19 protein-coding genes and 1 tRNA gene are annotated in these 22,956 nt (G+C 47.9%); 13 read left to right on the top strand and 7 right to left on the bottom strand.

Annotated features, from left to right (window positions below):
* The first annotated feature begins 118 nt into the window (after positions 1 to 118).
* Positions 119 to 385: a hypothetical protein gene (locus HRE53_RS07255; protein WP_212662847.1), complete on the top strand. Its 267-nt coding sequence runs from the start codon at positions 119 to 121 to the stop codon at positions 383 to 385.
* A 54-nt stretch (positions 386 to 439) separates the two neighbouring features.
* Entirely contained in the window at positions 440 to 1,096 is a 657-nt protein-coding gene (locus HRE53_RS07250; protein ID WP_212662846.1) for a pentapeptide repeat-containing protein, read from the top strand.
* On the opposite strand, the gene HRE53_RS07245 is transcribed toward HRE53_RS07250, so the two are convergent.
* On the bottom strand, positions 1,093 to 1,740 hold the full coding sequence (locus HRE53_RS07245; protein ID WP_235109724.1) for an ABC transporter permease: 648 nt from the start codon (positions 1,738 to 1,740) through the stop codon (positions 1,093 to 1,095). The genes HRE53_RS07250 and HRE53_RS07245 overlap by 4 nt on opposite strands.
* 174 nt (positions 1,741 to 1,914) lie before the next feature.
* Here HRE53_RS07245 and HRE53_RS07240 point away from each other — a divergent pair, with 174 nt between their 5' ends.
* Both HRE53_RS07240 and HRE53_RS07235 read left to right on the top strand, forming a co-directional pair.
* Entirely contained in the window at positions 1,915 to 2,652 is a 738-nt protein-coding gene (locus HRE53_RS07240) for a precorrin-2 C(20)-methyltransferase (protein WP_235109722.1), read from the top strand.
* 37 nt (positions 2,653 to 2,689) lie between these two features.
* A complete protein-coding gene (locus tag HRE53_RS07235; RefSeq protein ID WP_235109721.1) occupies positions 2,690 to 2,965 on the top strand; it encodes a diguanylate cyclase domain-containing protein in 276 nt (91 codons plus the stop codon).
* Between the two features lie 13 nt (positions 2,966 to 2,978).
* On the opposite strand, the gene HRE53_RS07230 is transcribed toward HRE53_RS07235, so the two are convergent.
* On the bottom strand, positions 2,979 to 3,563 hold the full coding sequence (locus HRE53_RS07230; RefSeq protein ID WP_235109720.1) for a DUF1997 domain-containing protein: 585 nt from the start codon (positions 3,561 to 3,563) through the stop codon (positions 2,979 to 2,981).
* 121 nt (positions 3,564 to 3,684) lie between these two features.
* On the opposite strand from HRE53_RS07230, the gene pheA reads away from it, so the two are divergent.
* Together pheA and HRE53_RS07220 are read left to right on the top strand one after the other, a co-directional pair.
* A complete protein-coding gene (gene pheA, locus HRE53_RS07225) occupies positions 3,685 to 4,569 on the top strand; it encodes a prephenate dehydratase (RefSeq protein WP_235109719.1) in 885 nt (294 codons plus the stop codon).
* Positions 4,570 to 4,667: 98 nt separating this feature from the next.
* Entirely contained in the window at positions 4,668 to 5,990 is a 1,323-nt protein-coding gene (locus HRE53_RS07220) for an ATP-binding protein (RefSeq protein WP_235109718.1), read from the top strand.
* Here the strand turns inward: HRE53_RS07220 and HRE53_RS07215 are convergent.
* Positions 5,955 to 6,890, bottom strand: a complete 936-nt coding sequence (locus HRE53_RS07215) for an FHA domain-containing protein (protein WP_235109717.1) — start codon at positions 6,888 to 6,890, stop codon at positions 5,955 to 5,957. The two genes, HRE53_RS07220 and HRE53_RS07215, sit on opposite strands and share 36 nt — an antisense overlap.
* A gap of 385 nt (positions 6,891 to 7,275) precedes the next feature.
* Here HRE53_RS07215 and HRE53_RS07210 point away from each other — a divergent pair, with 385 nt between their 5' ends.
* Positions 7,276 to 7,767: a redox protein gene (locus HRE53_RS07210; RefSeq protein ID WP_212662839.1), complete on the top strand. Its 492-nt coding sequence runs from the start codon at positions 7,276 to 7,278 to the stop codon at positions 7,765 to 7,767.
* A gap of 30 nt (positions 7,768 to 7,797) precedes the next feature.
* On the opposite strand, the gene HRE53_RS07205 is transcribed toward HRE53_RS07210, so the two are convergent.
* The 3 genes from HRE53_RS07205 to HRE53_RS07195 form a co-directional block, all read right to left on the bottom strand.
* The gene (locus HRE53_RS07205; RefSeq protein WP_235109716.1) at positions 7,798 to 8,652 is read right to left on the bottom strand and encodes a neutral zinc metallopeptidase; all 855 of its coding nucleotides are present in this window, start codon (positions 8,650 to 8,652) and stop codon (positions 7,798 to 7,800) included.
* Positions 8,653 to 8,802: 150 nt separating this feature from the next.
* Positions 8,803 to 10,308: a pentapeptide repeat-containing protein gene (locus HRE53_RS07200; protein WP_235109715.1), complete on the bottom strand. Its 1,506-nt coding sequence runs from the start codon at positions 10,306 to 10,308 to the stop codon at positions 8,803 to 8,805.
* A 137-nt stretch (positions 10,309 to 10,445) separates the two neighbouring features.
* Positions 10,446 to 12,038, bottom strand: a complete 1,593-nt coding sequence (locus HRE53_RS07195) for a bifunctional aminoglycoside phosphotransferase/ATP-binding protein (RefSeq protein ID WP_235109714.1) — start codon at positions 12,036 to 12,038, stop codon at positions 10,446 to 10,448.
* Between the two features lie 143 nt (positions 12,039 to 12,181).
* On the opposite strand from HRE53_RS07195, the gene dacB reads away from it, so the two are divergent.
* The 3 genes from dacB to rpoD all read left to right on the top strand — a co-directional run bounded on the left by dacB (position 12,182) and on the right by rpoD (position 17,785).
* Entirely contained in the window at positions 12,182 to 13,654 is a 1,473-nt protein-coding gene (gene dacB, locus HRE53_RS07190; RefSeq protein WP_235109713.1) for a D-alanyl-D-alanine carboxypeptidase/D-alanyl-D-alanine-endopeptidase, read from the top strand.
* On the top strand, positions 13,654 to 16,017 hold the full coding sequence (locus HRE53_RS07185) for a cation-translocating P-type ATPase (protein WP_235109711.1): 2,364 nt from the start codon (positions 13,654 to 13,656) through the stop codon (positions 16,015 to 16,017). The genes dacB and HRE53_RS07185 overlap by 1 nt, the downstream gene beginning before the upstream one ends.
* A 652-nt stretch (positions 16,018 to 16,669) precedes the next feature.
* Positions 16,670 to 17,785 carry an RNA polymerase sigma factor RpoD gene (rpoD, locus tag HRE53_RS07180; protein WP_212662833.1) on the top strand — a complete coding sequence of 372 codons (1,116 nt, stop codon included), beginning with the start codon at positions 16,670 to 16,672 and terminating at the stop codon, positions 17,783 to 17,785.
* 70 nt (positions 17,786 to 17,855) lie between these two features.
* On the opposite strand, the gene HRE53_RS07175 is transcribed toward rpoD, so the two are convergent.
* Positions 17,856 to 19,571, bottom strand: a complete 1,716-nt coding sequence (locus tag HRE53_RS07175; RefSeq protein WP_235109710.1) for a SulP family inorganic anion transporter — start codon at positions 19,569 to 19,571, stop codon at positions 17,856 to 17,858.
* 377 nt (positions 19,572 to 19,948) lie between these two features.
* Here HRE53_RS07175 and HRE53_RS07170 point away from each other — a divergent pair.
* From HRE53_RS07170 to HRE53_RS07160, 3 genes are all read left to right on the top strand, one after another.
* A tRNA-Met gene (locus HRE53_RS07170) sits at positions 19,949 to 20,025 on the top strand.
* A 127-nt stretch (positions 20,026 to 20,152) separates the two neighbouring features.
* A complete protein-coding gene (locus HRE53_RS07165; RefSeq protein WP_235109709.1) occupies positions 20,153 to 21,601 on the top strand; it encodes a YcjF family protein in 1,449 nt (482 codons plus the stop codon).
* Between the two features lie 5 nt (positions 21,602 to 21,606).
* Positions 21,607 to 22,956: a GTP-binding protein gene (locus HRE53_RS07160; RefSeq protein WP_235109708.1), complete on the top strand. Its 1,350-nt coding sequence runs from the start codon at positions 21,607 to 21,609 to the stop codon at positions 22,954 to 22,956.

Below are 22,956 nucleotides of genomic sequence, written 5' to 3'. Positions count from 1 at the left end.
TGCCGATAAAAGGGCATTTTAGGTATAGGAATATCGGCCTTTCTCTTTTCAAAAAGAGAGAAAATATTCAGGTCGTGCACTCATTCATTGACGTCGATTTACCGCAAATAGTACCTTTATGCTGTCCTATGATCCGTTAACTAAGCGCTTGGGGAGTTATCTCATTGACGCTGGACTAGTCTCTGAATCTCAAGTCGATGTAGCCTTAAATGATCAAGAGGCTACTGGGATGCGTTTTGGTGATATCCTCGTTGAACGCGGGTGGATTAAGCGCCAAACCATTGAGTACTTAACGCGCAAAATTATCCGTATGGAGCGCGAAATAGGCGAACCTCTAAAGTCTGGACTGATTGAAACCAGCTATTCTCGAAAGAAAAAGCATTAATTCACCTCTATCCGGCGCTATTTTTTGCCCTCCTCGCATAGAAAGGCCTAGCTAATGGCGAATGCAGAACATCTCGACTTGATCAAGCAAGGCATTGAAGTTTGGAATAATTGGCGAGGGCAAAATCTCTTGGTCCGCCCTGATCTGGAAGGGGCGAACTTAAGTGGATGTATCCTAGAATCCGCCAATCTGGATCAGGTCAATTTAACCTATGCCAATTTAGAAGGGGCCGATCTGAGACAAGCCAACTTGCATCGAGCGAGTTTACAAGGGGCTAACTTACGGATGGCTGATCTGATTCATGCCAATTTAGAATCGGCTAACCTTGAATGTGCCAATTTGGAAGGGGCTGATTTGTACAAAACAAACCTTTCCCAATCTAAATGCCATAAAGCCAATTTATCCAAAGCCATCATCCGCAGAGCGAGCCTAGTCGGTGCCAATCTTAAAGCGACAGAGAACTCTCTCACCGATTATTTTCAAGCCAATATGATGCGGGTGAATTTCTATATGGCCAACGCGAATCAGGCCAATTTAGAAGGGGCAAACCTCATTGAAGCTAATTTAGGCTTGGCTAATTTCCTGGAAGCCAACCTTCGTAAAGCGAACCTTTGCCGGGCTAATTTGTATCGTGCTAATCTTTGTCGTGCGAATCCCTATGAAGCTCTACTAAAAGGGACGACCATGCCGGACGGCACGATTCATGACTAAGCGTGTAGCCGCAGTAATTGTTGCAAATGATTCAATAATCCTTCTGCCAAGATAGCCATACCGGCAACCGGGATGGCTCCGACCAGCAAAATTGCCGGTTCATTGAGGGCAAACCCGAGGGTAATAAACGCACCTAAGCCGCCAGTACCGATAAAAGCGGCTAAAGTTGCGCTGGCAATGACTTCCAGGGTGGCTGTTTTGACTCCTGATAGGATGACAGGTAGTGCCAAGGGTAAATCCACTTGGCGAAAGAGTTGCCACGGGGTCATGCCCATGGCTAATCCCACCTCTCGAACCGTGGCTGGAACGGTTCTAAAGCCCACTTCCGTCGCCAATAAAATTGGCGGGATGGCTAATAGACAGAGGGCAAGCGCCGCAGCTTGAAAGGTGAGGCCCAATATGGGAATCAGCAAAAATAGGATTGCCAGACTCGGAATAACGCGCAGTCCATTAAACAAATTCAGCAGCACTATGGATCGCTTGGCTGAGCGTTGAGACCAGCAGGCACATTGCCACCCCCCATATCCGCCAATCACCATAGCTATCCCTAAGGGCACACTAACCAACAGCAGATGTTGCTGGATCGCTTCAATTACTTGATCTTGATGGGATGCTGCATAACGAGAGGCATCAATGAGCACCATAGCCAGTCTGACCTAATGTTTTCCTCGATATATCGCCTATAGATTTGCTGGTTGCCACAGTTTTCTTCCAGACTGTATTGGGAACAAGCCACCGATAAGATACCCTAGGAACTCAAGCTTTGATGGCAATGACCCATCACTTTGTTATCACTATTGAGAGACGACATTATTTTGGTGACATTCCCTCAGATTGGCACATTATATGGGATTGGTGTAGGCCCTGGAGACTCCGAATTAATTAGTGTTAAAGGCCTCAAGTGTCTCCAGCAATGCCCTATTGTTTCCTATCCTGCGGGCCTTAATGGTAACCCTGGAATTGCCGAACAAATTATTACGCCTTGGCTGTCTTCACAATATCGACTACCCCTAATCTTTCCTTATGTTCAGGAGCCTGAACAACTGCACGAAGCTTGGCAGCGAGCGGCAAAAACCGTTTGGAAGTTCCTTTGCAACGGGCAGGATATTGCCTTTGCCTGTGAAGGTGATATTGGCATGTATAGCACTTTTAATTATCTAGCTGATACCCTGACTAACCTCCAGCCCAAGGCTCTAATCCGGCGTATTCCGGGGATTAGTTCACCGATGGCCGCAGCTGCCGCCTTGAATCTTCCCCTGACCTATCAGCGAGATCGATTGGCCATATTACCGACACTACAAAGACTTGAAAATTTAACAGAAGCATTAACGTGGGCAGATGTGGTGGTCTTGCTAAAGGTGAGCAGTGTCTATCCCAAGGTTTGGCAAATTTTAAAACAACACAACCTCTTACAGTCTAGTTCTATCGTCATCCGAGCCAGTACTGATGAGCAAGAAATCTACCCTAATCTTGAGCAATATCCAGACTTAGAATTGCCATATTTTTCTCTCCTGATCATTACCAAGAAGGCTGGCACTAAAACCAATTTGGATTGATAGCCAAGTTCTCTTTATTTCCTGAAGAGAACCTCTCATGAATAATGCAGGCTATGGTGGGGAAGAGTTTGTGGTGTTGCTTCCGAATACGCCCCTCGCTGGTGCAGCCCACATTGCTGAGATTGTACGGACGGCAGATGAAACCCTAATGATTCCCCATAAGGCTTCATCTGCTAGCGATCAGGTTACCCTGAGCTTAGGGGTGGCAGCTTTCATCCCCAATACCCAACAGTCTCAAACAGAGTTACTTGAAGCGGCGGATGCTGCCCTTTATCGAGCCAAACAACAAGGTCGCAATCAAGTTATTTCATGACTTTCTAGGGATTTTAGAAGGTCGAAGGGTTCGCCGATAAGTTACGAACGGTATCCGTCTCAGAAGGTTGAGAGGTGCCTGCCCACCTTAAATAATCCTCAACAAGCTGATGTCCTAGTCGCTGTTTGAAGGTTAAAAAGATGCCTTGCAGAATCCGCTGGCCCGCTGCTTCTAAGATCGGTTGCGGGGTCATCCAAAAAAGTGGGGGGAGTTCAACGCTCACACTGACATCTCCCTTACCCATCAGTTGGGCTGGGCCATCGGTAGCTAGGGGATATAGTTTGCCGTTTAATTTGAGATCAAAACGGTTATTAATATACTCAATACCGCGAATTTCACAGCCAACAGACTGTAAATGTACGGTGCCGTTGGGTTCTGCCCATACCTTCAGGTCGACGACAGGCTGAAAACTCATGGCCAGAAATTCTCGGGGGCGCATGGTAAGCCGGAAACAGTCATCAGCAAGACGCTCAACTCGGCTACGATCTGTGAGGGCATAAACCAAGCGACGGGGCTGGCGCAAATAATGCTGAATGGGTACAGATGCGTCTGGAACAGTGATTAAGACGGAATGGGAGGCTGCAAAGTTAAGTTGCATAAACGAGAGCGTGACGGGACTGTTAAGGTAATTTTACATTTCTTTGGTTTATTCGTGGGTAGATTCCTCAGATGAACTTTCACAAACCCAGATAAACTGTCTGTAATGATCAGGGATGTCTATGGCGCTTTCCATTGCCCATCTTGGGCCTGCAGGAACCTATGCAGAACAAGCTGCGATCGCATATGCGGATTGGTACGCTAAACTCACTCAACAACCGACCCCCATCCTCTGTCCCTGTCCCAGTATTGCCCAAGCGCTGCAATCTACAGCTGCTGGCGATACCAAACTATCTGTTTCTCCCGTAGAAAACTCAATTGAAGGCAGTGTCTCCGTTACCTTAGACACCGTCTGGCAGTTAGAAATTCTGCAGATTCGTCAAGCTTTGGTATTGTCCATTGAGCATGTTTTGATCGCCAAAGCGCAACAATTAAAGTCCATTCAAGCGGTCTATTCCCATCCCCAAGCCCTCGGACAATGTCAGACTTGGCTGAAAAACAATTTGCCTCAAGCGACCTTGGTGCCAGCCAGCTCTACGACCGAGGCCCTTAACTATGTGGATGAGGATGGTTCGATTGCGGCGATCTCGTCGGAACGAGCGGCTCAACTGTACCAATTGCCGGTGATTCAGCGGTCTATCCAAGATCATCCTGATAACTGCACCCGATTTTGGATCGTGAGTCAAAAAGATACGCCTTATCCCATCACTGCCCCAGAAGGTAGCCCGGTGTATACGTCTTTAGCCTTCAGCTTGCCTGCGAATGTTCCCGGTGCTTTGCTGCAGCCCCTGAAGATTTTCAATGACCGACATATTAATCTCAGTCGGATTGAATCTCGTCCCAGCAAGCGTTCCTTGGGGGAATATGTATTTTTTGTGGATGCAGAGGCTGACTTACATACCAGCTTTTTTCAATCTGCTCTAGATGAATTAACCTCGCACACTGAAGTTCTCAAAGTATTTGGCAGTTACCCGCTGGTGCAAGTGGTTGGGACCTCTGAGCCATAGGGGATGCAAGCATGAACCAGTCAACCATGGCAGAGTGGGCTGCGAATCAGCACAGCATGGTGAAATAAACTGAAGCAGTAAACTTCTCTGGTCATATTTTGGTATCTGATCGGCCAAATACCTTCCCTGAATCTCAATGGGCAATTCTTGAACAGCAGGTAGCGTCCTTATTGCTCTATTCATCCGTTTGGGAGGATGAGGTGGGGCAAGCTTTTTTCTCAGTTTTAAGTGCCATGCAACAGCCTGAGCAGAATCTATCTCAGGTTCTCTGGGCCTATGGACAGTTATTTAAGGCCTTATCAGCGACTCACAAAAGCTGGCGGGATTACTTAGTACAACGGATTTTGGAGTCCGACAATCCCTTTACTTTGCAAGTTCAGCATCACCCCCTGGAGCAACTTCCTGCTGAACTTCTAGAGGCAGTTCAGTATGATTTGACGGTGCTACAGCAACTCTGGCAATGGCATGTAGACGATCTCCCCCAAGCCATTGGCCAACTAGGAGGACCTGTCTTACCGGCCTTACCTAGCACCACTCAAACCCATGATTCTCAGACCGTTGCTTTTTTAAAAGAGTATGACCACTGGGCTGATGCATTGCCTGCTTTAGCTGAGTATCACCGCCAAGTGGGTTGTGGATTGATGGCTCAATATCGGGCGTTTAGCTGGCATGAAGGCCAACTCCAAGGCCATCCCTATCCGGATGAGATTGCCATGGATGCGTTGGTGGGATACGAAGATCAGCGGGATCAGTTGCTGAACAATACAGAAGCACTGCTCCGGGGGTATCCTGCCCTGAATATCTTGCTTTATGGCAGTCGAGGAGCAGGTAAGTCGGCCATGATTAAAGCCCTATTACCCCTTTATGGCGATCGGGGCTTGCGTTTAATTGAAGTTTGTAAATCTGCCTTGATTGAGTTGCCTCAGATCTTGGAATCGCTTCAGAACTGTCCGCAAAAGTTCATCATTTTTGTGGATGACCTCTCTTTTGAGGAAGACGAGGAGAGCTATAAAGCCTTAAAAGTGGTTCTAGAAGGTCATGTTGCCGCTAGCCCCCATAATGTAATTGTCTATGCCACGTCCAATCGTCGGCATTTGATTCGGGAGTTCTTTGATGATCGGCCCAGCCCAAGTGATGGGGATGAAATCCATGCTTGGGACACAGTTCAGGAAAAATTGTCCCTCAGCGATCGCTTTGGCCTTACCCTCACCTTTACCCCTGCCAATCAAGAGACCTATCTGAAGATGGTGTTTCATCTCGCCGGCAAAGCGAATCTGGTTCTAGACGAAGCAGATCTGAAATTTCGGGCTTTGCAATGGGCGACTCGACACAATGGTCGCTCCGGTCGCACGGCTCGTCAATTTATTGACTTTTTGCAAGCTGAATTAGCCCTTGCGGCTGACTCGGGTGACCTGGGTTAGGTCGCCATTTTGGGCAGCAAGATCTGATGCCTGAGAGGGTTGAGGTTGTTCAACCGGTTTGGGGGGTGGCTGTAGAAAAGCGACTTCCCCCAGCAGTTGTTCAAAGGACTTTAAGGCTGTGAATAACTTGTCTTGGCGGAGGGTGCCGCCCAGGATGTTCATGACTCCGTTGGCCTGCACCACAATTCCCGCAACATTATCGATCAGCTTGGGTTCTCGGAATGCTGGGAACCAGTTTAAACAGCCTGATTGTGCTGCTTTTTGCCGCTCAGCCATTAGGATTTGGCGTTCTTGGCTATTATTAACGATAATCTTCAGTTGCGGGAAGGTTTGAGCGCACCAAGCGCAGACTTCGTAGGTTTGATCCCCGAAAACTTGAGTATCGAGGATCAGTAATTGAGGCAGTGAGCCGGAAGCTACTCGTCGAGGTAGATAGGCTTTTAAATCTATTTCAGCTGATTCCCAATAGCTGTCTATGGTTTGCGATCGCAAAACCGTTTGCCAGATTTTACCTTGTAGCGCATCCCCTTGTAGGAGCAAGACCTGGGCTTGATCAGATGTGCCATGGCCTGTCGTTCGATGGGTCGGAATATCTTGAAAAATCAGATAGGTATCACCAATTTTGATGCGATCGCCATTTTGAAGCAAGACGGGTTGCTTGACTGAACGACCCCGAAATTTTGAGCCATTGCGGCTATTGAGGTCGACATAGCAATAATGTTGGTCTTGCAGCTTAACGAGCTTGGCATGTTGACGAGACGCGCAGCGATCGCCTAGTTGAATTGGATTACTGGGATGACGCCCCACCGTCCACTCTAAACCGGATTGAAATTCAAAGGGTTCGCAGCTACTCCCAGTCTGAATCAATATTTGGGGTATCTCTAGGGAGGTGGCAATCACACTACATCCAATCCTAAATCTGAGTAAACACTGTCCTTAGTATGGCCAAGTCGAGCCTGCGAACGAACGTCTAGTCACAAAATTCTTGTGGATCGGACCCCTGATTCGTTGCAGCTCATGCCAGTTGACTCATCCAGTTCGAAAAGAACGCTTCATACTCAGACATGAATCTAATTCAGGAGAATATTCAGGGATTATGCATAATTTTCAATAGATCAATGCTATTTTCGCAATTTATAAATTGTGTAATTAGCTACTTTCTGATGTTCCAAAAAGCATAAATATATGTAAAGCGTTCGTGTTGGTTTTTCCTTTATAGGGAAGATCGACTTTTTTGCGTTGATTTTTCTTAATCGCAGTCTGGTTGAAATAACATTTTAGATCTATGTTTGAGCTCATCTCCTACGAGAGATTTCGTGACACCCCTAAGGTTCGGTTTTTTGATGTCACCATTTCTAAGTCCAATGCCCGAGACCTGGTTTATCACGAGGGGCCAGCGATTAGCCCCCACAATACTGCCGATGATTTTTGGCAGTTTTACCTACATCCCAATCAAGAAGATAATTTACTCGCTTTATCCGGTGGCCGTACATTCTATCTAGTCAATTTTCAATGGGAAGTCCCATTCCATATGGTTAGATTGGAAGCAGGTAAGGAGATTTTGCGAATCCCACCAGGCACGTTTCATCGCTCAATTTCTGATGATGACGGCTCAATTGTCCTCAATCAAGCGGTTCGCTCTACTGAAACAACGATTCAAAAAGAATTTCGAGTTTATAGCAGCAAAGAAATCCCTAAACTCTACGAAGTGACTTCTAGCAAAGCCCCTCCACCTAGAGTTCATAATTTGTCACCTCGTTGGGGGCAAGCTGCTTAGGAGTCAGAGAAGGATTCCATACAGCATTCTCTAGAGATTGCGTGTGGCGAAGGTATCACAATCTTTGAGGCTTCCTTTTTGTAAGCCTACCTTAAACCACTTCACCCGCTGGGCAGAACTGCCGTGGGTAAAAGACTCTGGCGTTACACGACCGCCTGCTTGCTGTTGTAGGCGATCGTCGCCAATGCTGCTAGCTGCATTTAAGGCTTCTTCCACATCGCCCTGCTCCAAAATCTGGCGGGTTCGATTGGCATGGTGGGCCCAAATGCCAGCAAAACAGTCTGCCTGAAGCTCTTGACGCACGGAAAGTTGGTTTCCCTCTACTTTGCTGAATCGACTTCTCAATTCATATACTTTTTGAGAAACACCGAGTAGGGTTTGTACATGATGGCCCACCTCATGGGCAATCACATAGGCTTGGGCGAAATCACCGGGAGCCTGATGTCGTTCTTTCAGGTCGTTATAGAAGCTCAGGTCAATATACACTTTCTGATCTGCAGGACAATAGAACGGCCCCATTGCCGCCTTCCCTAAACCGCATGCAGACGAAGTCTGACCTGAAAACAACACCAGTTTGGGTTTTCGGTAAGTTTGCCCGCCTTGGCGAAACAGAGTCTCCCAAGTGTCTTCCGTATCAGCAAGCACGACAGAGACAAAGTCTACGAGCTCATTCTCAGCCGCAGGCCGATTTCCTGGTGCCGAAGAGGTCGGCTGATTCTCCAACTGGTTTGCTTGGTCCAAAATCAAGCTGGGATCGACACCAAAAAAGGCCGCCACCAGGGCGATCACCAGTAGGCCTAATCCACCCCCTGCAGCCGTTGGCATAGAAGAACCACCCCGCCGATCCTCTATATTGCTGCTTCGTCGGCCCATTTTCCAGCGCATGACAAAATTCCTCCGGATTGATTGGTTGCCCCCAGCTTGCAATCATCCTAAGTATTTTTTTGCCAAAGACTAAATTTATTAAGCCAAATTTCCATTCATGGAGATCGATGGCAAAAATTGCCCCATACCTTAGGTGCTAATGGTGGATATTTAAGGTAAAGAACTCAGTGCTGGATTAAGTAAGTCAAACAAGTTGTTGATGATGTCTTGAGGATTTTGTAGCTGCAAGGATTCTTGGGTGGCCACCTTACCCATACCCTGAGCTTTTTGGTCTTGGTTCATTTGGCGGCGGGTGTTGACGTAGGCGAGCATCAATTCCTTATGCACCTTTTCTTGATCCACATTAGGGGCTGTATGAACCTTCACAAGGATGACCCCATTCCCTTTATGTTCAATACATTGAATGCCCATTTGGGCCTGGGGATAGGTGCGCTGTATTCGTTTCAGGGAATTGGCAAAGGCGGCCCAATTCACCCCATTATGGAAGTTCAGGTTAATGGTTTCAGAACTGGTCCATAGGAGTTGTGCGAGTTCTCCAGCCAGAAATTTACCGTGACTGGGCTGACGATCTTGCTCATGCCTTCTCAAGTAGACATGTTCGCAGATGGTATGGTCGAACTTAGTACTACGGTTTAGCTCTATCTCTTCCAAGCAGGCGGCTGTCAAATTCGTCATGGATAAGTTAGCTGCTTGGAGCTGGCTCCGGGTCAGATCGGCCTTACGCAAATCGGCCTCCCTCAAATCAGCTGCTGTTAAGTTGGTCTCACATAAATTCGCTTTATTGAGATTGGCATGGAGAAAGCTAGCTTTGTGACAATTGGCCCCCGCGAGTTGGGCATCACTCAAGTTGGTGTCAATGAGCAAAGCCTTACTGAGGTTGGCATTAATTAAATCACTATCACTCAGATTGGTGCTCTTGATATCAGCATTGCTTAAATCGACAGCACCCAAATTAGCCCGACAGAGTTGACCTTTTTTCAAGGTGCTGCCCTGGAGGTTTGCCCCTCGTAAATTGGCCTCAATTAGGATAATGCCGTTGAGATTGGCACCATGTAGATCCGCCTCAATTAACCGGGCAAAACTGAGGTCCGCTTTGCTGAGGTTAATGTTGCTCAAATTGGCCCGCGTTAGATCTGCCTCACTCAACAGCGCTCGGTTGAGATTGGCTCCTTTCAGGCTGACATCACTTAAGTTCGCTTCTAGCAGGACTGCTTTAATCAGATGCGCTTTACGGAGATTCGCCTTACTCAAGTTGGCTCGGCTTAAATCTGCAAAATTGAGAACGGCCTGGGTCAGATTTGCTTCTACGAGCAACGCCTTTGTGAGCCGGGTTTCAATGAGAATGGATTGCTCTAGGTTGGCAAAGCTTAGATCCACTGCTTCTAGATTGGCTTTGCCCAGGTTGGCTCCTGTTAACTTGGCTTCACTGAGATAAGCATGGGATAAATTGGCAACACTCAAATAGGACCCACTTAAGTCTGCACCCGTTAAATTCGCATGATTTAGGTCCGCGCCAATCAGGTTTACCCCTCGCAGGTCTAACCCACTGAGATCAGCTTCAGACAAATCGGGTTGATCGGAAAACTTCTCTTTACGCCAGTTATTCCAATGTTTAACTCCGCGTTTAATGAGTCGGAGGTGGGCCGTGTTTGCCACAGGGATAATCGTCCTTTTTATTTACTGCACTCGAGCGTTTCCCCCCCGCCTTCAGATATGCAATAGCTAGGCCGGTAAGTGCCAAATGATGATTTACACTCTGACTGAACTATAATCTTTTTTGCTGTCTACTGCCCTCAGATTAACCTGACATTATCCTTTTTGGCGAGATGCTTGCAAAAAGATGTTAACTGGGCGTCTAAATCTTGCTCGGTCGCTAATTGAGTCAACTTGGGCTTTTCTTCAGCCGTAAAGGGTTGGAATGTTTGTTGTTGGCTGGATAAAAGATCGGGTGTGGCATCGGAGATATCTTCTTGGCGGTTTTGGAGCCGCGATCGCAACTCCAAAACCGGTGCAGTACAGAATAAAATCTGTACCGGAATGTGAGCCAACTCAGACTGGGCAATTACCTGCTCACGCAATTCCACTCGATCGTACTTCGCGTCTAAAATCACGGTCCATCCCATTTGTGCCAGGGAGATTCCCCATTCAGCTAAGCGCTGATAGGTGCGTTGGGTCATGGCTGATGTATAGATATTGATCTGATCTACACCCGATTGATCTAACGGAACTCCTGCTAGATGTTTGCGAACGGCATCTGAACGAATGTGAATGGCCTGGAGTTGAGGGGCAAGACGACGGGCTACAGTACTTTTTCCTGAACCGGACAAACCCGACATGAGGATAATCTGTCCTTGTCGAAGCTGAGTATATCGATGGGCTAAAGCAAAGTAGTCTTTGGCTATTTGCCAGGGAGATGCTTCATCACGCCCTGAATTATCAGTATTTTGGGCCGTCATGCTATTTACATTGCCGCGAATCGTTGCTCGCATACTTAAATAGGCCGGCAACAGTAAAGCCCCTGAATAATCTCCCGTCTTTTCCAGGTATGTATTTAAAAAGATATTGGCTAAATCCGGTCGATGATGAAAGTCTAAATCCATGACCATGAATGCCACATCATAAATCACATCAATATTGCGAAATTCTTGGCAAAATTCGATGCAATCAAAGATTTGGATTTGATCTGCATATAGACACACATTATTGAGGTGTAAATCGCCATGGCATTCTCGAATTTTCCCTTGGCGCTGTTGCAGCCAATCTTGATGATCTCGCCAGAAGTGCTGGGTAAACGATCGGGTCTGTTGCCACTGTTCCTTGGTTTGAGACTTGCCTATAAATGCTTGGGTTAGGGTGTAGTTCTCTTCATCGATGGCCTGGAGGGATTCTAGGGTGCCGTTGGCCTGGATTGCGGGGCTGGTCGCCGAAGCGGCATGAAAGTGGGCTACTAACTGACCGAGTTGCTGCAGATGAGCTGCCGTTAACTGATCTTGATTTAATAGATGGCTGAACAATCTATCTTGATCAAACTGCCGCATCTGTAGGACATAGTCAACAATCTCAGCGCCAGGATAAGGGGGAGAATTTAAACAGTAGCTGCCCTCTTCTTCCTCTTTATAGATTGTTAAGACGGCCAAATAGAGATCGGGAGACAGACGGCGGTTTAGACGCAACTCCTCCTGGCAGAAGTAGGCTCGTTGCTCTAGGGTCGAAAAGTCTAGCAATCCAAACTGGGTTGGCTTTTTAACTTTGTAAGCAAAGTCGCCCGTTAAAAACACATAGGAAATATGGGTTTGTACAAGCTGCACCGGGTTTTGAACCGGGTGAGGATAGAAATCCGGTTGCAGCATGCGCTGAATTAGGGCGGGTAAGGCAGCATGGGGCATGCCTATATTCTCCTATTTCTATATCTAAATGGAGGCAAATTTGAGGAAGCGTTGGAACCCTCAATCCTAAAGTCGGTCTGAAGGCAGGATGGGCCTTTTCTTAATTCACGTTAAGCTGGCTTCTAGCATAAGGAAAGCGTGGAATGTCTCTGCATAAGATTACTAAGGGTGTATGGGTGAGTTGGATGGTGAGTACCTCCTTTGCCAGTGCCCACGGTGCCCCCTCATTGAACTCCCCGTGCGTGGCGCAACTAAAGCGAGACGTGGATGAGATCGCATCTCAACCCCTGTTCAATAAAGCTCGTCTAGGCATTGCGATTCAGCCCCTCCAAGCCACTCAGCCCGTCTATGCTCAAGGCGCACAGCGCTATTTTCTTCCTGCATCGACGACGAAGGTGATGACTACGGCTGCTGCCCTGACCAAGCTAGGCCCTCAATTCCGAATTCAGACCGATATTTATGGGTCTGGTACTGGCCCTATTCTCGAGCATTTAAGAATTTTAGGTCGTGGCGATCCCAGCCTGTCCGATCAGCAGCTACAGAAAATTGCCACCCAACTCAAGCAAAAAGGCATCCGCCAAATTAACCATCTTCTAGGAGATGACACCTATTTTCAAGGGCCAGGAATTGTTCCGTCTTGGGAATGGGAGGATCTACAGGCGGGCTATGGTGCTCCCGTGAATAGCCTGATCCTCAATCAAAATGCCTATGAGCTAAAAATCTGGCCCCAAGCATTAGGCCAGCCCCTCCGAGTCGAATGGCTTTCTCCTCAACCCATTGGTGCTTGGCGACAGATTAATCGCACCCGCACGGTTGGCAAAAATGCTCCGGAATATATAGAAATTGTCCGTCGTCTCAAAGGAAACACTTTAGAAATTGAGATTATGGGACAGCTCCGAGCCGGTGCCCCTCACGATCGCTCAGCTGTGGCAGTTGTTGATCCAGGTTGGTTCTTACTCAAGCGGTTTCGAGCAATCTTGGCGACTCAAAACATTAAAGTGGGTCGCATGTCGCTGTTATCGACCCAGAAAGAACGAAATGCTGTCCTACAAGGCAAATCAGAACAGCGCCTAACGCAGATCCAATCTCCCCCCCTTACTACTCTTATTAAAACCACTAACCAAGAGAGCAATAATCTCTACGCTGAAGCCCTAGTCAAAACACTGGGAGCCACCTTGGCCCAGAAGCAAACCTCACAAAATACCCATCAACAAGGTTTAAAGGTTCTAAAGCAAACCCTCACCCAACTAGGGGTCAAGGCGTCCACCTATTCAGTTGCCGATGGCTCTGGCTTATCCCGACAGAACTCGATCAGTCCCCTGGCTTTAACTCAAACTTTAAAAGGCATCCTCAAATCTCCCCACGCTTCTAACTTTCAAGCGTCTTTACCCAAAGATTCTATTGGGCAAAATCCAGCCTCAACCCTATGGAGTAAGAGTGGAGGCATGCGGGGAGTCTCTACCTTAACGGGCTACCTTCAACACCCCCAATCTTCACCTGTACTGTTTAGTCTGATGTTTAATCAATATAATCAATCGGGCAGCAAGCGGCGGCAAGCTATGGATGCCATGCTGTTATCTATAAATCTTTGGCAATCTTGTCAAGGTAGACACTGATGACTTCTCTATCTCCTCCCCCCTCTACTCAGCAGATTGTCTTAGCTGTCTCCGGCATGAAATGTGCCGGCTGTGTTCAAGCTGTGGAAAAACGCTTACAGCAACAGCCTGGTGTGGCAACGGCGGTGGTCAATTTAGTGACTGAACAGGCGGCCATTGAATATATCCCCCAAGAAATTGAGCCGGATAGTTTAGCGAAAGTCTTAACCACGGCAGGGTTTCCCAGCCATGTCCAAAACCGAGAAGGTGGGCCTGAAACGCCCACTCAGGTGCTAAAAGAGACTCAACCCTTGATTCTGGCAACTGTATTAGTTGTGCTATCGGGGGTGGGACATTTGGGGCATATCCCTGGTTTTACCTTGCCCTGGCTCACTAGCATTCAGTTTCACTGGGGACTGGCAACCTTAGCACTGCTAGGTCCTGGACGTCCCATTTTGCGGGAAGGCTGGCAAGGCCTGTGGCAAAATCGCCCCAATATGAACACCCTGATTAGTCTAGGTAGCGTGACAGCCTATCTCGCCAGCGTAGTGGCCGTTGTCTGGCCGCAATTATATTGGGACTGCTTTTTCGATGCGCCGGTCATGATTGTCGGTCTGATTTTGTTGGGGAGAGCTTTAGAATCCCAGGCTAGGGGGCGAACTAAAACTTCCCTGGAGAAGTTATTGGCTTTACAGCCGATGGTGGCGCGCTGGCTCCCAAATCCACAGGTCCAGCCAGAGCGATTCGTAGAAATCCCAGCTCGGGATGTGCAGATAGGGGCTTGGCTGCAGGTTTTGCCTGGGGATAAGTTCCCTGTAGATGGTCGTATCCTAGAGGGAAGCACCCTGGTGGATGAAGCCATGTTAACGGGGGAAGCCATGCCTGTCCCTAAAATAGTGGGGGATGATGTCGTCGCCGGTACCCTCAATCAATCGGCCCTGATCATCATCGAAGCGACCCGCACGGGTCAACAAACCACCCTCGCTCAAATTATTGATCTGGTAGAAACGGCCCAAACTCGAAAAGCTCCGATTCAGCAATTTGCCGATCGGGTGGCTGGATATTTCACCTATGGCGTCCTTGCGATCGCAACCCTCACCTTCCTGTTCTGGGTGGGGATTGGCGTTCATCTTTGGCCTGAAGTCCTAACCCAAGGTACGCTGCCGATGACGCATAGTCCCAACGGGGTCGCAGCGGAGATGGCTCCTCAAGCCGCTGGCATTTTACTTGGACTCAAGTTGGCGATTGCCGTACTCGTTATCGCCTGTCCCTGTGCATTAGGCTTGGCGACTCCCACGGCTATTTTAGTCGGAACAAGCCTGGGGGCAGAGCGGGGTCTGTTGATTCGAGGGGGAGATGTATTAGAACAAGTGGATCGCCTCGATACCCTCGTGTTTGATAAAACAGGCACCCTAACCACAGGACATCCACAGGTCACAGATTATTGGGTATCAGAAGGTCTACCTGTTCCGTTGGGGGAAGGCCTCTCGTCCCAGACCGTTTTGCAGCTAGCTGCCAGCTTGGAAAAGGGCAGCCGACATCCCCTGGCTACAGCGATTGTGGAACAGGCTGACGCCCAAGACCTTGCCTACCTCTCGGCAACAGCCTTAGAAACAGTTCCTGGATGTGGCGTTACAGGCCAGATTGATGGGGCCTTGGCTCGTTTAGGTTCAGCACAATGGCTACAAGACTGTGGAATCTTGATTCCCCAGCAAAATCAGCACCAGGGACACCAGTTGGCCCAAGCAGGCAAGACCCTGATTCATTTGGCTGTTGACCACACCTATGTAGGGGGACTGGCCGTTCAAGACACCCTGAGGTCTGAAGCAGGCCAAACTTTGAAAGAACTCCAACGCCTGGGATTGCGGATACAGATGTTAACAGGCGATCAAGCCGCAACAGCTCATATCGTTGCTCAAGAACTGGATTTAGAGCCGACCGCAGTGCAGGCTGGTGTGACGCCTGGGGGCAAGGCTGCTTTTATTGCTGAACTGCAAGCTCAAGGACATCAAGTCGGCATGATTGGGGATGGGATTAATGATGCCCCCGCTTTAGCCCAAGCCAATGTTGGTATTTCTTTGAGCGGGGGCACAGACGTGGCGATAGAAACGGCCCAAATTATCCTGATGTCTGGAGATGCCAATCCTTTATATCGTCTAGTAGATGTTTTGCGTTTGAGCCGAGCAACCTTTCGGAAAATTCAACAGAATCTGTTTTGGGCATTGATTTATAATCTCATCGGCTTGCCCGTGGCAGCAGGCATCCTTTTACCTAAATTTGGGATTTTGCTCAGCCCAGCCTCGTCGGCAGCCCTGATGGCGTTCAGCTCTGTGAGTGTGGTGACCAATTCTCTTCGCTTAAGACGCCTTTCTTTAACAGGTTAAAGATTGTTCTTCACAACACAGATTAAATTCCAGTGTTATGGTTTGCTAGAAAAATCTCTACTATGATAATTAAGAAATCTTAATATAATTCAAGTAAAGTTAAGTTTTGCTATTGTCTCCCTGGGGCTTTTTCACCTACAGATTAATCCATGCAAGCCCTAAATCTGGTGAATTTATCCCGCTTCTATACGCTACATCTAGTGCTCAATGGGTCGTACCCTATTGAGGCCAAAGTGAATTAGATCACTCGATTGTGGTGCTCCACATCAATAAAGTGCTCTACTAAGAGATATAAAGCTCAAACGACAGCAGGGGGCTTTCTCTGTGTTCCATAACGCATTCTGGAAATTAGAGCAAGGATGTCGTTTTGAAAGGTTTAAGTCATAATTGCGGTGGAAGTCGTTGTAGACTCCCCCAATTTTTGTGAGAAAGGCTACAATCGTGGAGGTTTAGCGATAGTCGAATGGCCGAAGCCTAATGCAGGACTGTGTTTGGTCTTTCGCTTAGGCTTTGAATTGCCTTGCATATACTGTTGAGGCAAGCCGATTCGGTGTCTAAATCCACATCCTTGACTGAATTTGTTAGATTCGGTTGTAGTGAGTAAATAATGGTTCTCCTATCGTCTTAATTAGGGAGTATTGAGGAATCCGGCATGACCCAAGCCAATAATGTACTAGAAGCTATCCAAGCTCCGGCTAATCATTTAGATAATCTAGTTGAGGATGCTGCCAGTAGCACTAGTGAGGATAACCAAGCTGGCGATGGTGGAAAAACGACTAAAGCTCGTACAGCCCGTCGTCGTGGTCAATCCAAAAAGAAGCATTACACGGAAGATTCCATCCGGCTGTATTTACAAGAAATCGGTAGAATTCGCTTACTCCGGGCTGATGAAGAGATTGAACTGGCTCGTAAGATTGCAGATTTGCTGGAGCTAGAGCGTGTCTATGACGATCTCTTTGATCGGCTAGAACGTGAACCTCAACTTCAAGAGTGGGCGTTAGAAGTTGATATGCCCCTCAACCGTTTCCGTCATCGTCTCCATGCAGGCCGCAGAGCTAAAGACAAGATGGTCCAGTCCAACCTCAGACTGGTTGTGTCCATTGCTAAAAAATATATGAATCGGGGACTGTCTTTCCAAGATCTGATTCAAGAGGGTAGCCTCGGTTTGATTCGAGCCGCTGAGAAATTCGACCACGAGAAAGGATACAAGTTCTCCACCTATGCCACCTGGTGGATTCGTCAGGCCATCACCCGTGCGATCGCAGATCAGTCTCGCACCATCCGCCTCCCCGTTCACCTATACGAAACCATTTCTCGGATCAAAAAGACCACCAAATTGCTCTCTCAAGAAATGGGTCGCAAGCCCACGGAAGAAGAAATTGCCACTCGTATGGAAATGACCATCGAGAAGTTGCGCTTCATCGCTAAGTCAGCTCAATTACCCATCTCCTTAGAAACTCCCATCGGTAAAGAAGAGGATTCTCGCTTAGGCGACTTCATCGAGTCGGATGGTGAAACACCCGAAGATCAGGTATCCAAGAGCTTACTTCGCGAAGATCTAGAAACAGTTCTAGATACCCTCAGCCCTCGTGAGCGTGATGTATTGAAGTTGCGCTACGGCCTAGATGATGGACGCATGAAGACCCTAGAAGAAATTGGTCAGATCTTTAACGTTACCCGTGAGCGCATTCGTCAAATCGAAGCCAAGGCTCTACGTAAGTTGCGCCATCCCAACCGCAATAGCGTTTTGAAAGAATATATCCGCTAGTCTCTTTACGGGATTTCACTCAATAAAAAATCTGCTGTTTTAAACAGCAGATTTTTTTATTGAGTGAAATCTAAACCTCAGGTTCGGTAGGAAGCCGACTGCGAGATAGGGGCACATAGAGAAGTGCAGCCGCTTCGTTCAGAGCATCTAATCGACGATTAAACCAACTATCTTTGGGGAGATTATGAATGGATTCAATCCGATGCAAACGTTCTGCAACCTGGCCGTGTACGCCCACCAGAAACACCACTTTCCCCGTATTCTCCGCATCCTTGAGGATATTTTCGATGGCTAAAGAAGCCGTTATTCCCACTCGGGTTACATCACTCATGTCTAAAATCAAAACTTTATAGGCTTTAACAATAGATAGTCGCTGAGAGATAGACTTGGCTGCGCCAAAACTCATGGGACCACTAAAGAAAAAGAGCAGGATTTGGCCTTGGGCTTTGGTAATAATATCTTTCTCGGCCTGATTGATCTGCTGGTCATCCGTGGGGCCCGTAATCGTCCGCATGGTTTGTACTTGTAGATCAGTCAGACTCTTAATCGTCAATAGATTAGCTAGAAAAGCACCAACGGCAACCGCAGTGACTAAGTCTACAAACACCGTCAAGAACATGACCAGATACATGACTCCTGCCCCTTTCAGGGACAGTCGGTGAGCCCGTTTGAGGAAACTCCAGTCAATAATGTCAATCCCCACTTTAATCAGAATTCCGGCTAAAACAGCATTGGGAATCGGTTCAGTCATGGGGGATGCACCGATGACAATAACGGCCAGCACAACCGCATGAATAATGCCGGATAAAGGGGTTTGACCGCCAGACTTCGCATTAATCACGGTCCGCATCGTTGCCCCCGCGCCCGGTAAGCCTCCCATGACCCCAGCCATAAGATTCCCTAGACCCTGGCCGATTAGTTCTCGATCGGAATCATGCTGAGTATGAGTGATGTTATCGGCGACTAATGAGGTTAGGAGCGAGTCAATGGACCCCAACATGGCCAACATCACACTGTAGCCCAGCATGGTTTTGGCATATTTCATCTGGAACACTGGCAGATGTGGCTCTGGTAGACCGGCAGGGATATGCCCAATCACCGGAATACCACTATCGGGAAAGCCATAAACCGACACTAAAGTACAGACAACCAGGGCGATGAGTGGTGCTGGCAGAATGCGATTCAATTGAGGCGGGGCTGCAAACACAATCACAAGGGTTAGCAGTCCTAAGCCTAGGGCGACAGGATTGATATCTATAACCACGCCTGGGAGTTGTTGAATCGCACTAACGACTTTAGAAGAGGCGTTATGGCCTAATAACGGTGCAATTTGCAGCGTAATAATGATCAAACCCACGCCGGACATAAACCCGGAGATAACGGTGTAGGGCATTAATGTGATGTATTTCCCTAGCCGCAAGACCCCAAATAAAATTTGGAACAACCCCGCCATCATGACGACCGTAAAGGCCATGGCTAGTCCAGTTTCGGGGTCATCCTTCATCAAGGCTGCAAAAATGGTTGCCATGACGACGGACATGGGGCCCGTGGGGCCCGAAATTTGCGAGGGTGTTCCTCCGCAAAGGGATGCAAAGAAACCGACACCAATGGCACCATATAAGCCAGCGATGGCACCTGAGTTAGTGGGGACATCTGCAGTAGCGGAAACCCCAAAAGCGAGGGCTAAGGGTAATGCAACAATCGCTGCAGTCATTCCACCCAGCAGATCGCCTTGAAAGTTGCGAAAGTGTAGGTTATTGATAAACCTATACTGAGCCATTGCCATTATGCTGAGCCTAGATTTAGTAATTTGGTGTGTAAGATTATAAGCCCAAGCTCATGGAATAAATGGTCAATTCACTAGCAAACATGGGGTAAAACGTGAGTATTTACGTAACTTAATAAAATCTCGAAAAAAATTAATTCTGAAGGGTGCATCAAGATCATCCATCTATATTAGAGCTTTCGTCAAAGCTAATGACGATCTGAAAGCCATTCTATACAGTCTTTAGGTCGATTCTGGACCTAGATTTTTAAACAGGTTTGCAGCTTGTTCAGCCCAGGACTCTGCCTAAATATCCTTAAAGAGATAGAAATAAATTACTAATCTGGAAGGATAAGTTGCCAAGTGTACTCATTGATGTCTATACTGAGGTTTCGCGCCGCGGGGTAGAGCAGTCTGGTAGCTCGTCGGGCTCATAACCCGAAGGTCCATGGTTCAAATCCGTGCCCCGCCACCAGTGCTAAGGGTGCCCCAGAGATATTTATCTCTGGGGTATTCTTTTTTTAAAGTCTCTGACATTTTCCCTAGCAATCTGCGAAAATGGCGGGGACGGGATGTCAAGATTGTTTAGGATCTCTAAGTCTATGGCTGCTCAATCATCACAACGGATTTTTTGGGGTGCTGGCACCCTTGTCTTGTTCATTTGGTTCTTGATTCCCGGTGGCAACCACGGATTTTCTGAATTTTTAACGGCTGGGATGGTCCTAGGCTTAGGTAGCTTGGCTGTTAGCCTCAAATTCTTTCCAGGATTGAAACGCCAAATCCCAGATCTAGATGCTACTCAGGTCTCTCGACCCATTTTAGAAAAAGCAGTGGCCACTAGCGAGTCGTTGATTGAGCAGCTGGAAACCCTTGCAGAAACCACTCCCCAATCTGTAGCCTTTAAGGAACAGCTCGGGAAAATAGATCTGTATCGACAGGAACCTCACCTTTTGGTAGCGGGAGCGCCTGGAGTCGGTAAATCGACGTTGGTGGAGTTACTACAAACCCGGTATCAATCCTTGAAAGAGGCTTGTGTGATTACTGAAATAGGGAGCCTATCTCATTCCGCGACCTTAGAGATTTCTCCATCTGTGATGGCTGCTGATCTCATCCTTTACGTCATTCAGGGTGATTTAACAGACTCTGAACATCAATGCTTACAAACATTGCAGGCTCATAAACAGCGAGTCTTGGTGGTTTTTAATAAGCAAGATCAATACCTACCGACCCAGCGCTTAATTTTGCAGCAGAAATTGCAGCAACGATTGCAGCCTTGGCTGTCAGAGTCAGATATTGTTTCTACTTCTGCCCATCCCCAAGCTGTTAAGGTCCGTCGCTACAGCGAGGATGGCTCCTGCCAAGAAGATCTAGAACGTCCCCAGCCAGATTTATCAGGCTTAACTCAATGTCTAGATCAAGTGATGGCTGCTGAGAAAGCACAGCTGATTTTGTTCCAGACCTATCAACAGACCGTCGCTTTACGAACTCAGATACAAGCTGAACTGAACGATGTGCGTCGTCGGCATGCCGCCCCCATTATCGAGCGCTATCAGTGGATTACAGGGGCGACTGCCTTTGCCAATCCCGTTCCTACTTTGGATATGTTGGCTGCCGCTGCGATTAGCGCCAAAATGGTAATGGATTTGGGGTCTTTGTATCATCTGAAGTTTTCTTTGGCTCAAGCCCAAGCCGTTGCGAGTACCTTAGCAACGGCCATGCTCAAGCTAGGTTTAGTCGAAGTCTCGACTCAAGCCCTGAGCTCTTTGCTCAAAGGACACCACTTTACCTTTGTCGCCGGAGGACTGGTTCAAGGGGTGAGTACTGCCCATTTGACGCGAATTGCCGGGTTGAGTTTGATAGAGCACTTCCAAGAGCTGAGTGATCTAGCTGTAGCAGCTCCCGAATCGAATTGGGATCCTGAAAAGCTGAAGCAGATTGTGGCAAAAGTCTTTCAAGAACATCAGAAGGTGGATGCGCTTAAAGACTTTGCTCAGCAGTCTATTGGTCGTTTCCGCCGTCAAGGTGGATTATTAGAAGCTCCTGCATCCTAGAAGCCGTGGCTCAGTCCCCGCCGGACGTTCAGTCTGCACCTAGGGAGAATATCTCTGCCAGTGAGTCTGTGACGGTTCATCAGCGTGCTCATCTCAGTATCCAAACCGTTATCAAGCAAGTTGAGACGTTTCCAGTTCTCCTGCAAACAGAGCTGCAAAATCAGCTTGGCATCTTATCAGGCTTAAGTTTGAAGCTCAATCAAGGCATCTTCCAAATTGCGACTTTTGGATTTGTGAGTCGGGGAAAATCGGCTGTTCTGAATGCTCTATTTGCTGAGCCTATTTTCCCTGTAGGCCCCCTGAATGGTGAAACACAATGGCCTCGTTCGGTTCGTTGGTCACCGGAGATCGCTAAGGGTCTATCTGACTTACAAATTGAGCTCATTGATACCCCTGGCCTAGACGAAATTGAGGGGCAGGGGCGAGCGCAAATGGCTCAGGAAATTGCCCAAGCTGCCGATCTGATTCTGTTCATTATTGCGGGTCCTCCCACGGCCTTAGAGCTGGAAGCGCTCAAAGCCTTACGACAATCGGGTCGTCCCCTTTTGATTGTTGTGAATAAAGCAGACCTCTATCCTGATTTAGATGCTGCCAGGGTCTATGAACGTCTGGCAGTGCCATTACAACAAGTTCTGACTCCGCAAGATATTTTACTGACCTCAGCTGCTCCAGCGCCTGTGGAAATCCGCGTTGAATGGCCGGATGGTCGGACTACAAACGATTGGGAAACGCCACCGGCTAATATTGAACCCCTACGATCGGCGTTGCTCCAATTGATTCAGCGAGAAGGCCGTACACTGTTAGTCTTAAATACGCTTTTACAAGTCCAAAGTGTAGAACGCGATATTGCGGAACATGTTCAGACCTATGAGGCGCAATCGGGCAAAGCCTGTATTGGTCAATATGCTCGCTTAAAAGCGGCTCTAATTGCGGTTTGTCCCCTATCCTTCCTCGATGTCACCATCGGTCTCCTAGCGGATTTGCTCTTGATCGGCACGCTTGTCAAACTCTATCGCCTCCCAACCCATCGGCATCAGGTGAATCAACTGTGGGGCCAAATCTTGTTGAGTCTCGCCAGTTTGGTTGTGGTGGAAATGAGTACGCCTACCCTATCTAATTGGGTGAGTCATATATCCCTAGGTTTTTTGCCTTGGGTGGGAACAGGACTCCTCCAAGCAGGGGTTAGTTTATATGGGGCTCAGCGGGTGGGTAAACAAACGCAAGCCTATTTGATCAATGGCTATACTTGGAGCCCCTTGGGGGCTAGCACCTTGATCCAAGATATTCTCAAGCAATTGCAACCACAGATGGTGCTTTATCGCCTGAGGCAAGAGTTATCTGCCCAACTTGAGTAA

Origin of the sequence: Acaryochloris sp. 'Moss Beach' (assembly GCF_021497025.1) — a bacterium.
GTDB lineage: Bacteria > Cyanobacteriota > Cyanobacteriia > Thermosynechococcales > Thermosynechococcaceae > Acaryochloris > Acaryochloris marina_A.
The sequence above is the reverse complement of the archived record's forward strand: the minus strand, read 5'-3'. Positions and strand labels throughout refer to the sequence as shown.